Below are 12,538 nucleotides of genomic sequence, written 5' to 3'. Positions count from 1 at the left end.
GGCCCCGACGGATGACGGAAAGACCGCACGACGAGGCGCACTGGTACGAGGGCGAGGCCGGGCCCATGGTGCGCCCCTACACCGTGACCCGGGGCCGTACCCGCCCCGCCACGAAGCGCCACTACGACATGATGGCCCAGGTCACAGCCGTAGACACCGAAGCCGATGGCATGGACCCCCGGCAGGCGCTGGACCACGCCCGCGCCTCGCTCCTCGCCCTGATCCGCCGCGGCCCGCGGCCCCTCGCCGAGCTCGCCGCGGACGCCGATCTCCCGCTCACGGTCGTACGGGTGTTGGTCGGCGACCTGGTCGACGCCGGACTCGCCAGGATTGGCAGCCCTCCGGCCGCCCCCGAGCAGCCGGACCCGGAGCTGCTGCGGGAGGTCGTCGCCCGGCTCCGCCAGATCTGAACAACGATTCGCCGCGAGGCGCCGTCATCGCGCAATGAATCGTGCGCAGATGCGCAACAGACGAGCCTTGTCCGCCATTGAGCGGGAAACGTACCGTCGTGGGGACATCCCGACACCCTCCAGCCACCTTCCTCAGCTATCGCTGTGGGTGCCGTCAGGCAGGCTGGGCGAGCTCCCGCGAAGAGGTTCCATGGCGCCGCTGCGCACCGCGCTGTTCCAAGGCCCCGCCGGCGTTCCCCGCCGCAGCGAGGACAGCCTCGCCGCGCTGGAGCATGCCGCCCGCAGGGCCGCCGACGCCGGCGCCCGTCTGCTGGTCACCTCCGAGCTGTACCTCACCGGCTACGCCGTCGGCGATGCACTGCCCGATCTCGCCGAGCCCGCCGACGGCCCCGGCGCCCGGCGCGTCGCCCGGATCGCCGCCGAGCACGGTCTCGCCATCGCCTACGGCTATCCCGAGCGCGCCGGTGGCGTCCGGTACAACGCGGCCCAGCTGATCGGCACCGACGGCACGCGCCTGGCCAACTACCGCAAGACCCACCTCTTCGGCGCGTTCGAGACCAGCCACTTCACGCCCGGCGACGAGCCGGTCGTCCAAGCGGACCTCGACGGCGTCCGGATCGGCCTGCTGATCTGCTACGACGTCGAGTTCCCGGAGAGCGTACGGGCCCACGCCCTGGCCGGCACCGAGCTGCTGCTCGCCCCTACCGCCCTGATGCGCCCGTACGAGATCGTCACGCAGTCCGTCCTCCCGGTCCGCGCCTGGGAGAGCCAGCTGTACATCGCGTACGCCAACCGCTGCGGCCCCGAGGGCGACTTCCACTTCGCCGGGCTGAGCTGTCTCGCCGCGCCCGACGGGACCGTACGGGCCCGGGCGGGCACGGCCGAGGATCTGATCCTCGCCGACGTCGACCCCGACGCCCTCAAGGAGTCCCGGGCCGAGAACAGCTACCTCGACGACCGCAGGCCCGAGCTGTACGGCTCCCTCGTCTGAGCCTCCATCCCCGCCGCCGCCCCGTTTTCACCAGGAGAGCCAAGCCGATGACGTCCGTGCCCACCGCCGTCCACGACGAGCAGCACGCCGAGGCGCAGAAGCAGCCGCCGATCACCATGTTCGGCCCGGACTTCCCGTACGCCTACGACGACTACCTCGCCCACCCGGCGGGCCTCGGCTCGATCCCCGCGACCGAGCACGGCACCGAGGTCGCGGTCATCGGCGGCGGTCTCTCCGGCATCGTCGCCGCCTACGAGCTGATGAAGATGGGCCTCAAGCCCGTCGTCTACGAGGCCGACCAGATCGGCGGGCGGCTGCGGACGGTCGGCTTCGAGGGCTGCGACGAGCAGCTCACGGCGGAGATGGGCGCCATGCGCTTCCCGCCCTCTTCCACCGCCTTCCAGCACTACGTCGACCTGGTGGGCCTGGAGACCAAGCCGTTCCCCAACCCCCTTGCGGCCGACACGCCGTCCACCGTCGTCGACCTCAAGGGCGAGTCCCACTACGCCCGCACGCTCGAGGACCTCCCCGAGGTGTACACCCAGGTCATGAACGCCTGGAACGCCTGCCTGGAGGAGGGCGCCGACTTCTCCCGGATGCAGCGCGCTCTGCGCGAGCGCGACGTCCCGACGATCCGCGAGATCTGGGCGCGGCTGGTGGAGAAGCTGGACAACCAGACCTTCTACGGCTTCCTCTGTGACTCCCCGGCCTTCGCATCCTTCCGGCACCGGGAGATCTTCGGCCAGGTCGGCTTCGGCACGGGCGGCTGGGACACCGACTTCCCCAACTCCATCCTCGAGATCCTGCGCGTCGTCTACACGGGCGCGGACGACGACCACCGCGGCATCGTCGGCGGCAGCCAGCACCTTCCGCTGCGGCTCTGGGCGCGCGAGCCGGAGAAGATCGTCCACTGGCCGTACGGCACGTCGCTGAAGTCGCTGCACGGCGGCGAGCCCCGCCCCGCGGTGACCCGGCTGCGCCGTACGGCGGGCAACCGCATCACCGTCACCGACGCGACCGGCGACATCCGCACGTACCAGGCGGCCATTTTCACGGCGCAGAGCTGGATGCTGCTGTCCAAGATCGAGTGCGATGACGAGCTCTTCCCCATCGACCACTGGACGGCGATCGAGCGCACCCACTACATGGAGTCGTCCAAGCTCTTCGTGCCCGTCGACCGGCCGTTCTGGCTGGACGAGGCCGTCGACGACAAGGGGGAGCCGACCGGGCGGGACGTGATGAGCATGACGCTCACCGACCGGATGACCCGGGGCACGTACCTCCTGGACGACGGGCCGGATCGGCCCGCCGTCATCTGCCTCTCGTACACGTGGTGCGACGACAGCCTCAAGTGGTTGCCGCTGAACGCGAACGAGCGGATGGAGGTCATGCTCAAGTCGCTGTCGGAGATCTATCCGAAGGTCGACATCCGCAAGCACGTCATCGGCAATCCGGTCACCGTCTCCTGGGAGAACGAGCCCTACTTCATGGGCGCCTTCAAGGCGAACCTGCCCGGTCACTACCGCTATCAGCGGCGCCTGTTCACCCACTTCATGCAGGACCGGCTGCCCGAGGACAAGCGAGGCATCTTCCTCGCCGGCGACGACATCTCCTGGACCGCCGGATGGGCGGAGGGCGCCGTGCAGACCGCGCTCAACGCCGTATGGGGGGTCATGAAGCGCTTCGGCGGGCGGACCGACGAGGCCAACCCGGGGCCCGGCGACGTCTACGACGCCATCGCACCGGTGGAGCTGTCGGAGGACTGACCGGTGGCACCACGGGGGTGAGGCTTCTCCGCCGGGAGGGCGTCAGTCCAGGGGAGTGAGCAGGAAACGGCCGATCAGTCCGACCCCTTCGGCCAGCTGCGTCACGAACTGCGCGGACAGCTCGTCAGTGTGCCGCAGTCCCCACAGCACGCGGGACGCCGCCCACGCGGCGTCCCGGGCCCGGCCCAGACTCCACGCCCCCGCCAGATGCGTCAGCGGATCGGCGAGGTCCAGGACGTCGGGACCCGGCATCAGGTCCTCCCGGATCCGGTCCTCCAGTGCGGTCAGCACATCGCCGACTCGTTCGAAGTCGGTCTCCAGGCACTCGGGTTCGCACTCGAGCCCCCTGCAGGTGTCGACCACGGCAAGTGCCAGGTCGTGTCCGACATGGGCGTTGATCCCGGCGAGCGCGAACTGCAGCGGTCGTACGCCCGGGTGGCGGCGCTGCTGGAACAGCGGCCGCCAGCACGCCGGGGGCCGCAGCCCCGCCGCGGCGGCGTCGACCGCGTGGAGATATCGCCCGGCGAAGCGCGTCCCGAGCTCCGAAGCGGCCGACGGGTACCGAAAGAAACCTTCCTCCGAGCGGCGGCCGATCTCCTCCGTCACCGACAGATAAACCCGGTTGAAGACGGAGACGCCGTCCCGCGCCGGCAGCGCCGCGTCGAGCGTGCGCATCCGCTCGGCGACCTGCTGCAGGTTCGGCGCCCGGAGGGGGTCGGTCGTCGTCATGTGCACAGGGTGACAGGGCGGTCCGGGGAGACACGGGCCGTGCGGCGTCGGGTTGACCGGAACGGCCTAATGGCCGAGGGAACTGACGAGGGAAGGTCCCTGGCCGTGCCCCGCGGCCGCGTCTACCGTGGAGATATGGCCCGTAACGAGGAGCCCGACGGCTGGAGTGCCGCGAAGTTCTCCTGCCCCGTGTGCAAGGAGCCGGTGCCGGCGGTCGCGACGAGGCGGCGCAAGGTGTTCGGCGCGTACGTCCCGGTCTGGGAGCCGGGACCGTGCGGGAACCCGGAGTGCCCGGCGCACGAGGAACCGCCCGGCGAACAGGATGGCGACGGCCTGCCCGAGGACGGGCCGAAGGAGTCTCAGCGCGGTTAGGAATCGCCGGGACTTCCGGCCGATTGCCGCGTCTGTTCGGCGGGCGCGCCCCGCAGTTCCGCGGCCTGCGCGCGCCGGCCGGTCGGCCGGAGCACGCCGGCGCCCAGCACCAGCCCGAACGCCAGCACCGTGACCAGGCCGAAAGACGCCGTCAGTGATGTCGCGTCGGCGATCGACCCCATGGCCGACGGGGCGACGAGACCGGAGGTGTAGGTGATCGTCGCGACGCCCGCGATCGACTGGCTCGGCGCGGGGCCGTTGCGCCCGGCCGCGGCGAAGGCCAGGGGCACGACGACCGCCACACCCAGGCCGATCAGCGCGAAACCGCCCATGGCCAGCACCAGCTGCCCCAGCGCCGATGGCAGGGGGAGTCCGGCCGCCACGACCAGCGCGCCCCCCGCCGTAGCCAGGACCCCACCAACCCGGACCGTCCGTACGGCACCGAAGCGTCCGACCACGGCGTCCCCGGCCAGCCGGGCAGCCGCCATCGTGCAGGCGAACGCGGTGGTGGACGCCGCCGCGGTACCGGCCGAGGTGCCCAGGGCATCGCGCAGGTAGACCGCGGACCAGTCCAGGCTCGCGCCCTCCGCGAACACCGCACAGAAGCCGACGGCGCCGATGACCAGGGCCGACTTGGGGGGCAGCGCGAAGCGTGGCGGAGGGTGCTCGTCAGGGGCGCTGCGTAGGTCGAGGACGCCCCGGCAGGCGAGTGCTCCGAGCGCAGTGAGAGCGGTGGCCGCGAACGCGAGGTGAGCGCGGGCGTCCAGATCGACGTGGGCGGCGACGGTGCCCATGGCCGAGCCCGCCAGCGCGCCCGCGCTCCACATGCCGTGCAGCCCGGACATGATCGGCCTGCCGAGCCGGTCCTCGATCTCGACACCCAGGGCGTTCATCGCGACGTCCGCCATCCCGGCGGTTGCGCCGAAGACGAACAGTGCACAGCAGAGCGCCGGAAGTCCGGGCGCCAGTGCGGGAAGAACGAGGGACGCGGTCCACAGCGCGAGCAGGCCGCGCAGGGCCGCCCGGGCGCCGAAGCGGTGGCTGACCCGGCCCGCCAAGGGCATCGCGACGGAGGCGCCGATCGCGGGGAAGGCGAGGGCGAGGCCGAGCTGGCCTGCGCTGATGCCCGTATGGTCCTGGATCCACGGGATGCGGGTGGCGAAGTTGCCGGTGACCGCGCCGTGCACGGCGAACACGGCGGCGACGGCCACGCGGGATCCGCGAAGCCGCCGCTGAGCGAACCCTTCCCCGCCCTGGCCGGCTGGCGCGCCGATGCTCTCCATACAGCCCAGCCTCCCCGTCGCGTCCTTCAGCAGCCTCCCGGTAAATTATCAGGAAGGCAACCTGATAAATAGCTTGGAGGGATGATCCCGGCGTGACCTCAACTCGTGTGACCCCGGCCGGCCGCACCGCCTCGCCGAGCACAGCCAGGGCCATCAACGACCGGCTCGCTCTGCGGCTGTTGCAGCAGGAAGGCCCGCTGACGGCTGGTCAGCTCAAGACGATGACCGGCCTGTCCCGGCCGACCGTCGCCGACCTCGTCGAACGCCTCCAAGGGGCCGGGCTGATCGCGGTGGTGGGCGAGGCCGGCGCCGAGCGGCGGGGGCCGAACGCCCGGTTGTACGGGATCGTGGCCGACCGCGCCCATCTGGCCGGCATCGACGTCCGCACAGACGGAGTGGCCGTCTCCGTGGCCGACCTGCTCGGCCGCCCCCTCGCCGAATCGTCCCTGCCCGTCGACCCCGCGGACGCCAGCGGGCCGGTGGTCGAAGCAGCCGTCGCGCTGCTGGAGAGCACCGCCGCGCAGGCCGGAGCCGCCGCGCTCCACACGGTCGGCGTCGGCGCACCGGGCCTGGTGGACCCCGCGACCGGCGGGCTGCGCGGCACGGGCGCGCTGCCCGCGTGGCACGGCGAGCTCGTCACCGAACTGCGGCACCGGCTCGGCGTACCTGTGCTGCTGGAGAACGAGGTCAATCTCGCGGCCGTCGCCGAGCAGCGGCTCGGGGCCGCGCGCGACCGCGACACCTTCGTCCTGCTCTGGCTGGGCCACGGCGTCGGCGCGGCCGTGGTGCTCGACGGCGCCCTGCGCCGCGGCGCCTCGGGCGGCACCGGCGAGATCGGCTTCCTGCCCGTGCCCGGCACGTCGGTGCTGCCGACGGCCACCGGGTGCGACGGAGGCTTCCATTCCCTGGCCGGGAGCGCGGCGGTCTGCGCGCTGGCCCGCGAGTACGGCATCGCAGTGCCGGGCACGGCGGACGATGCCCCGGCGGCGGAGGCGGCCGTACGGTCCGCCCCGACGGACCGTGGCGCGGCCTTTCTGGACGCGCTCGCCGACCGTGTCTGTATGGGCGCGGCCGCGGTCACCGCGGTGCTCGACCCGGGATGCGTCGTGCTCGGCGGCGAGGTCGGCCGCGCGGGCGGCGAACCTCTCGCACGGCGGGTGGGGGAGCGGCTCGCGCGCATGTCCCCGCTGCACACCGAGGTGCGCGCCGGAACGGTGGGTGGCGGCGCGGTGTTGCGCGGCGCAGTCCTCACGGCGATGGACGCGGCACAGGACGCGCTCTTCACTCCTCGCGGGTGACCTCCGAGGCGCGCGACGGCAGCCCGCCGGGGTGCGCCCCGCTTCCGTACGGGCCCGGTGATCCGCCGGCCTGCGGGCGGGCGGAGGTGCCCATGAGGCACGCCGTAGCCGACCAAGGGTGGAAGACCCTGGTGGGCGCGGCCGCCGGATTCGCGCGCCCACCAGGGCCGACTGTGGGTCTCAGCAGGTGCCGAGGTCCTGCCAGACGCCCTCCTCGCCGGTGGTGCCGGGCTCCTCGCCCTGCGTCCACCACTTGGCCTTCCAGTTCTTGCCCCGATGGGAGACCTGAGTGCCGCCGGTGTAGGCGGTGGTGCTGTTCCAGGCGGGCGCGGTGCACGTGCCGCCATCGCCGCCGGTGGTGCCTCCCGTGGTTTCGCCGGTCGTGCCGCCGCTCGTCGTGCCTCCCGTCGAGCCGCCGCCGGGGTCGCCCGGTTTTGCGCCGCGGGCCAGGTCGCCCGCGAGGCCGTACTCCTTGCCGCCCACCGTCACCGTCCAGTTGGACGGGGTCGAGGTCGGCAGGTAGTAGACGAAGTCGATGTCCACGGACGCGCCCGGGGCGAGCGACTGCCAGCTCGGGAGCTTGAGCGAGACGCGGTGATAGTCGCCCTTCAGCCCGCCGATGTTGTTCGGCGCCGTGTGGTCGCTGCGGATCACCTTCGCCCCGAAACCGGACTGGTCCTTGGCATTGCCGGGCGCGGAGGTGGCGTAGTCGAACTGGAACTCGGTGCCGCCCGGCAGGGTGGTCTTCGAGTTGTTGGTGATCTTCAGCTTCGGGCTGATCGGGTAGTTGGAGTCGCCCAGCGGGAACTGCCCGAAGTCGACGTCGATGTCCAGGGTTTCGGCCGGCATGGTGATCGTGGCGCGCTTGGCCCCGTACGGAGCGGCCGACTTGAACCTCTCGTACATCGCCGTGGTCAGCGTGTCCCCGGGCTCGTACTGGCCCTCGGCCGCGTTCCAGTCGTAGTCGCCAGCCAGCTCCCAGACCATGGTGCCGCCGATGCCCTGATCGACCACGTAGTCGGCCTTGGCCTTCACCGACTGCTCGTCCTCGGTGGACAGGAAGACGTTCTTCTCGGCGTTCCACAGCCACGGCGCGGTGAGCGTGGCGTCGTACTTGCGGGCGTAGCTGCCGGTCAGCTTGGTGTCGGCCGGGAAGCCGTACCGCGTCAGATAGTCGCCGACCACGCCCTTCTCCAGATTCTTGGCGTGCCACATCGGGTTGGAACCGGCGGGGGACTCCTTGCCCGCCGTGTCCTTGTCGTGCCAGAGGTTGTCGATCCCGACGGCGCCGTCCCCGCACTTGGTCAGCCCCGAGCCGGCCGGGCAGTCGGTCGAGGACGCCTTGCCCCACAGGCCGTCCGTGCCGCCGGTGACGTTCTTCCAGCCCCGGGTGTAGTACGGCAGGCCGATGTTGATCCGGCCGGCCGGCATCGACCCCCGGAAGTAGTGGTACGCCCAGTCGGTGTTGAGATAGCCGACGCCGCCGTACTGGGCGGTGCCGTAGACGCCCGCGGCGGCCAGCTCGCCGTCCTTGCCGTCGTCGTAGAGCGAGGCGTTGGGGCCGACGTACTCGTTCCACGCCCCGTGCAGGTCGTAGGACATGACGTTGACGTAGTCCAGGTACTTCTGGACCTGGAACGTCTCCATGCCGCGCAGCAGGTAGCCGGAGGAGGGGGCGGCCACGGTGAGCAGGTAGTGCTTGCCGTCGGCGGCGCCCGCGCGGTCGAGCTTCTCGCGCAGCGTCTTCATCAGCACCGCGTAGCCCTTGACGAGCCCCGCGCGGCGGCCGTTGGCGATGGACCAGTCCAGCGGATTACCGGCGTCCTTCATGCTGGTGGGGTACTCGTAGTCGATGTCGACGCCGTTGAATCCGTACTTCTTGATGAAGGCGACGGCGGAGTCCGCGAAGGTGTCGATGCCCGCCTGGTTCACCGACCCGTCGGCGTTGGTGGCCATCGTGTAGAAGCCGCCGGAGGCCACCCGGTCGCCGCTGTCGTCGAAATAGCCGCCCGTCTCGGCCCAGCCGCCCACCGAGATCAGCGTCTTGACGTCCGGATGCTGCTTCTTGAACTTGCTCAGCAGATTGAAGTGCCCCTTGTACGAGTAGTCGGGGTCCATCTCGGCGCCCTCGACGCCCGGCCAGGTCATTCCGGTGGCGGGGTTCTTCTCGCCGTCCGCGCCGACCGAGATCTTGTGGTCGGAACCGACGTGCGCAAAGGCGTAGTTGAGGTGAGTGACCTTGCCCCACGGGATGTCCGAGGCGAGGTAGGCGGGCGTGCCGTCCTTCCCCGTGCGCCAGCCGGTGAAGTATCCGATCACCCGGCGCTGGTGGTCGTCGCCCAACTTCTCGCGACCGGCGGAGTCGTAGACCGAGCAGTACGGGATGTCGACGCCCGGGGTGGCGTACAACCCGTCGGGGCGGCACGCCGCGTGATCCTCGGCGTGCGAGGGAGTCGCGACGACGGCGGCCGCCACGAGCCCGGCGAGGGCGGCGGTACACGCGGCGAGAACGGATCTCGCTCTGGTGCGCTGGGGCACAGGAGGCCTCCGGTGGGGGCATGCGGACTGGTCTGGGTGGCCAGGACGGTAAAAGGACTAGACCAACTGGTCAATAGGTCTGAACCAATATCAACGCCCGGTCTCTCTGCGGCAATCGGCATCTGACGGGCAGAACCGGGCAATCGGCCGGGTCGCCGCCCATCAATGGGCGCCTCGTCGGCGCAGCGGATCGACCCGGCCGACCGTCCGGACCCCTGGGGGCGCCGCGGTGGACGCAGCCCCTCGATCGGCCCTGAACAGCGGCGAGTTCGGTCGAATTCGCTCGGATTCGCCCACGGCCTCGTGCGACGGTGCCCGGCCGAGTGAGGCAACCCACAGCACCTCGGGTCGCCGCCCATGGCACACTGGAGGCCGTACCAGTGACGTCAGCGCACTCCGGGGTCGGTGAAAGTCCGAACCGGCGGTTACAGTCCGCGACCCGTCCGCATCCAGCGGCCGGTTGACCAGGTGAAATTCCTGGACCGACGGTGAAAGTCCGGATGGGAGGCAGTGCGCGGCGGGCGAGCACCGGTGCGCCGCTGCCCCGCGGTTCGTCCTCGCACCTCGCAGGGCGATCGCCGTTTCCAGGCCTCGGCGTCCCGATGCGCTGTTCCCGCTTCTGTCATCTCGACAGCCCCGGAGTCCGCGCCCGAAGAGGCAGGAGGACCCGGTGGCCACCGCAGAACCGGTCGAGGCCGCGGCCATGCGCCGCGCCATCGAGCTCGCTGCCCGGGGCCTCGGTTCCACCAGCCCCAACCCGGTCGTCGGCTGTGTGATCCTCGACGCCTCCGGAGAGGTCGCCGGGGAGGGCTGGCACCAGCGCGCCGGCGGCCCGCACGCCGAGGTCCACGCCCTGCGCGCGGCGGGGGAGCGCGCCCGCGGAGGCACCGCCCTGGTCACCTTGGAGCCCTGCGACCACACCGGCCGTACCGGCCCCTGCTCCCAGGCCCTCATCGACGCCGGCGTCGCGCGTGTCGTCCATGCGGTCGCCGACCCCGACCCGACGGCCGCCGGAGGCGCCGCCAGGCTCGCCGCGGCTGGGGTCGAGGTCGAAGGCGGACTGCTCGCCGACGAGGCCGAGGCCGGCAACCTCGCCTGGCTCACCTCCGTACGCCGCGGCCGCCCCTTCGTCCGGTGGAAGTACGCCGCCACCCTCGACGGGCGGATCGCCGCCGCGGACGGCACCAGCCGCTGGATCTCCTCAGCCGAGTCCCGCGCCGACGTGCACCGGCTGCGCGCCCGGGCCGACGCCGTGGTCGTCGGCTCCGGCACCGCGCGAACGGACGACCCCCAGCTCGGCGCTCGCGTCCAGGACGCCGAGCCGCTGAATTCCGAGTTCACCCAGCCGCTGCGAGTGGTGGTCGACAGCGACGCCACCGCCGTCAAGCCGGGCGCCCGCGTCCTCGACGGGACCGCGCCCACGCTGGTCGCCGTCGCCGAGGACGCCGACACCGCCCACCTCGAGGGCCTGGCCGAGACCGTACGGCTGCCGCGCGCCTCTCGCGGGGGCCCGGGCCTGAGCATCTCCGCCCTGCTCCACGCCCTGTACGAGCGCGATGTGCGCTCCGTCCTGCTGGAGGGCGGCCCCACCCTCGCCGGTGCCTTCGTCGCGGAGGGAGCCGTCGACCAGGTCGTCGGCTATCTCGCCCCCGCACTGCTCGGCGCGGGCCCCGCCGCCCTCGGCGACGCCGGAATCGGCACCATCGCGCGGGCGTTGCGGCTCGACATCACCGACACCGCGCGGCTCGGCCCCGATCTGCGCATCACCGCCGTTCCCATCACCTCTCAGGAGAGCTGACGTGTTCACCGGAATCGTCGAAGAACTGGGTGAAGTCGTCGCCGTGGAGGACCTCGGCGATGGTGACGATCGCTCCGCCCGCTTCCGACTGCGCGGCCCGATCGTCACCGAGGACGCCGGGCACGGCGACTCGATCGCCGTCAACGGCGTCTGCCTCACCGTCGTCGACGTCCAGGACGGCGAGTTCACCGCCGATGTGATGGCCGAGACCCTGAAGCGCTCCAGCCTCGGGGCGCTGGCGCCCGGCTCCCGCGTCAACCTGGAACGTCCGATGGCGCTCGGCGGACGGCTCGGCGGCCACCTCGTACAGGGCCATGTCGACGGCACCGGCACGGTCCTCGAGCGCAAGCGCGCCGAGCACTGGGAGATCGTGAAGATCTCGCTGCCCCAGGACCTGACCCGCTATGTCGTCGAGAAGGGGTCCATCACCGTCGACGGCATCAGCCTCACGGTGGTCGACGCCGGGCCCGACCACTTCACCGTCAGCCTCATCCCGACCACGCTGGCGCTCACCACGCTCGGCATCAAGGAGCCGGGCGATCCGGTCAACCTCGAAGTGGACGTCGTCGCCAAGTACGTCGAGCGGATGCTGGGCGCGGGTGCGGAACCGGCGGAGGCGGCCCAGTGAGTCTCGCGGACACCAGCGCCGACTTCGTCGGCCGCACAGTGCTGAAGGAGGCGACCGAGGCCACGTTGGCTCCCTTGGGCCACTGGTTGTCGAGCCATGCCTTCACCGTCTTCGGCCAGCACATCATCTGGTCCGACCTGATCGGCAACGCCATCGGCCTGATCGCCCTCGCCCTGGGCTGGCGCCGCTCCATCTGGACCTGGCCCGCCCAGCTTCTCTCCGGCCTCATCCTGGTCGTCGCCTACGCGTCCGCGGAGCTCACCGGAGGCGTCGGCAAGCAGCTGCTGGTGATCGGCATCGCCGTCTGGGGCTGGACGCAGTGGCAGCGCGGCCGCCGCACCACCGGCGGGGAGATCCCCGTACGGTTCGCCACGTGGCGCGAGCGCGGGGTGCTCGCCGCCGGTACGGCCGCCGGCACGCTCGCCGTCGGCGCCCTGTTCACCGCCGTCCCCGAACTGTCCTGGAACCCCTGGCCGGACGCGTACCTCTTCGTCGGCACGCTGGCGGCGATGGTCGCCCAGGCCCGCGGGCTGGTCGAGTTCTGGTTCGCCTGGATCCTGGTCGACCTGGTGGGCGTACCGCTCGCGTTCAGCAGCGGTCTCGCCTTCTCCGGCCTCGTCTACGTCGTCTACTTCGTCCTCGTCCTGTGGGGCATGCGCGACTGGTGGCTGCGCACCCGCAGCGATGCCGGGCCCGTCCCGGAAGGAGCCCTGCTGTGACCGCGA

At 71.7% G+C, this 12,538-nt stretch carries 11 protein-coding genes and 1 riboswitch; of the genes, 8 read left to right on the top strand and 3 right to left on the bottom strand.

Annotated elements, in window-relative coordinates:
* Window positions 1-11: 11 nt before the first annotated feature.
* The 3 genes from ACTWQI_RS03885 (at window position 12) to ACTWQI_RS03875 (ending at window position 3,167) form a co-directional block, all read left to right on the top strand.
* The gene (locus ACTWQI_RS03885; RefSeq protein WP_443267430.1) at window positions 12-410 is read left to right on the top strand and encodes a DUF742 domain-containing protein; all 399 of its coding nucleotides are present in this window, start codon (window positions 12-14) and stop codon (window positions 408-410) included.
* Window positions 411-600: 190 nt separating this feature from the next.
* On the top strand, window positions 601-1,401 hold the full coding sequence (locus ACTWQI_RS03880; protein ID WP_443267428.1) for a carbon-nitrogen hydrolase family protein: 801 nt from the start codon (window positions 601-603) through the stop codon (window positions 1,399-1,401).
* Window positions 1,402-1,448: 47 nt separating this feature from the next.
* Complete coding sequence (locus ACTWQI_RS03875; RefSeq protein WP_443267426.1) at window positions 1,449-3,167, top strand: flavin monoamine oxidase family protein; 1,719 nt, start codon at window positions 1,449-1,451, stop codon at window positions 3,165-3,167.
* A gap of 42 nt (window positions 3,168-3,209) precedes the next feature.
* Here ACTWQI_RS03875 and ACTWQI_RS03870 read toward each other — a convergent pair whose 3' ends face one another.
* A complete protein-coding gene (locus ACTWQI_RS03870) occupies window positions 3,210-3,896 on the bottom strand; it encodes a DUF5995 family protein (RefSeq protein ID WP_443267424.1) in 687 nt (228 codons plus the stop codon).
* Window positions 3,897-4,031: 135 nt separating this feature from the next.
* On the opposite strand from ACTWQI_RS03870, the gene ACTWQI_RS03865 reads away from it, so the two are divergent.
* Entirely contained in the window at window positions 4,032-4,268 is a 237-nt protein-coding gene (locus tag ACTWQI_RS03865; RefSeq protein ID WP_443267423.1) for a hypothetical protein, read from the top strand.
* On the opposite strand, the gene ACTWQI_RS03860 is transcribed toward ACTWQI_RS03865, so the two are convergent.
* On the bottom strand, window positions 4,265-5,551 hold the full coding sequence (locus tag ACTWQI_RS03860; protein WP_443267421.1) for an MFS transporter: 1,287 nt from the start codon (window positions 5,549-5,551) through the stop codon (window positions 4,265-4,267). The two genes, ACTWQI_RS03865 and ACTWQI_RS03860, sit on opposite strands and share 4 nt — an antisense overlap.
* Before the next feature lie 92 nt (window positions 5,552-5,643).
* Between ACTWQI_RS03860 and ACTWQI_RS03855 the strand changes: the two genes are divergently transcribed.
* Entirely contained in the window at window positions 5,644-6,849 is a 1,206-nt protein-coding gene (locus tag ACTWQI_RS03855; protein ID WP_443267419.1) for an ROK family transcriptional regulator, read from the top strand.
* Window positions 6,850-7,029: 180 nt separating this feature from the next.
* On the opposite strand, the gene ACTWQI_RS03850 is transcribed toward ACTWQI_RS03855, so the two are convergent.
* Window positions 7,030-9,387 carry a chitinase C-terminal domain-containing protein gene (locus ACTWQI_RS03850; protein WP_443267417.1) on the bottom strand — a complete coding sequence of 786 codons (2,358 nt, stop codon included), beginning with the start codon at window positions 9,385-9,387 and terminating at the stop codon, window positions 7,030-7,032.
* A gap of 387 nt (window positions 9,388-9,774) precedes the next feature.
* A riboswitch (FMN riboswitch) is annotated at window positions 9,775-9,905 on the top strand.
* Between the two features lie 185 nt (window positions 9,906-10,090).
* Here ACTWQI_RS03850 and ribD point away from each other — a divergent pair.
* From ribD to ACTWQI_RS03835, 3 genes are all read left to right on the top strand, one after another.
* Window positions 10,091-11,185, top strand: coding sequence for a bifunctional diaminohydroxyphosphoribosylaminopyrimidine deaminase/5-amino-6-(5-phosphoribosylamino)uracil reductase RibD (ribD, locus tag ACTWQI_RS03845; RefSeq protein ID WP_443267906.1), 1,095 nt, complete (start codon window positions 10,091-10,093; stop codon window positions 11,183-11,185).
* A 1-nt stretch (window position 11,186) separates the two neighbouring features.
* Window positions 11,187-11,813: a riboflavin synthase gene (locus tag ACTWQI_RS03840; RefSeq protein ID WP_443267416.1), complete on the top strand. Its 627-nt coding sequence runs from the start codon at window positions 11,187-11,189 to the stop codon at window positions 11,811-11,813.
* A gap of 74 nt (window positions 11,814-11,887) precedes the next feature.
* Window positions 11,888-12,532, top strand: a complete 645-nt coding sequence (locus ACTWQI_RS03835; RefSeq protein ID WP_443267904.1) for a nicotinamide mononucleotide transporter family protein — start codon at window positions 11,888-11,890, stop codon at window positions 12,530-12,532.
* Window positions 12,533-12,538 lie beyond the last annotated feature (6 nt).

The organism is Streptomyces sp. KR80, assembly GCF_052245555.1.
GTDB lineage: Bacteria > Actinomycetota > Actinomycetes > Streptomycetales > Streptomycetaceae > Streptomyces.
The sequence above is the reverse complement of the archived record's forward strand: the minus strand, read 5'-3'. Positions and strand labels throughout refer to the sequence as shown.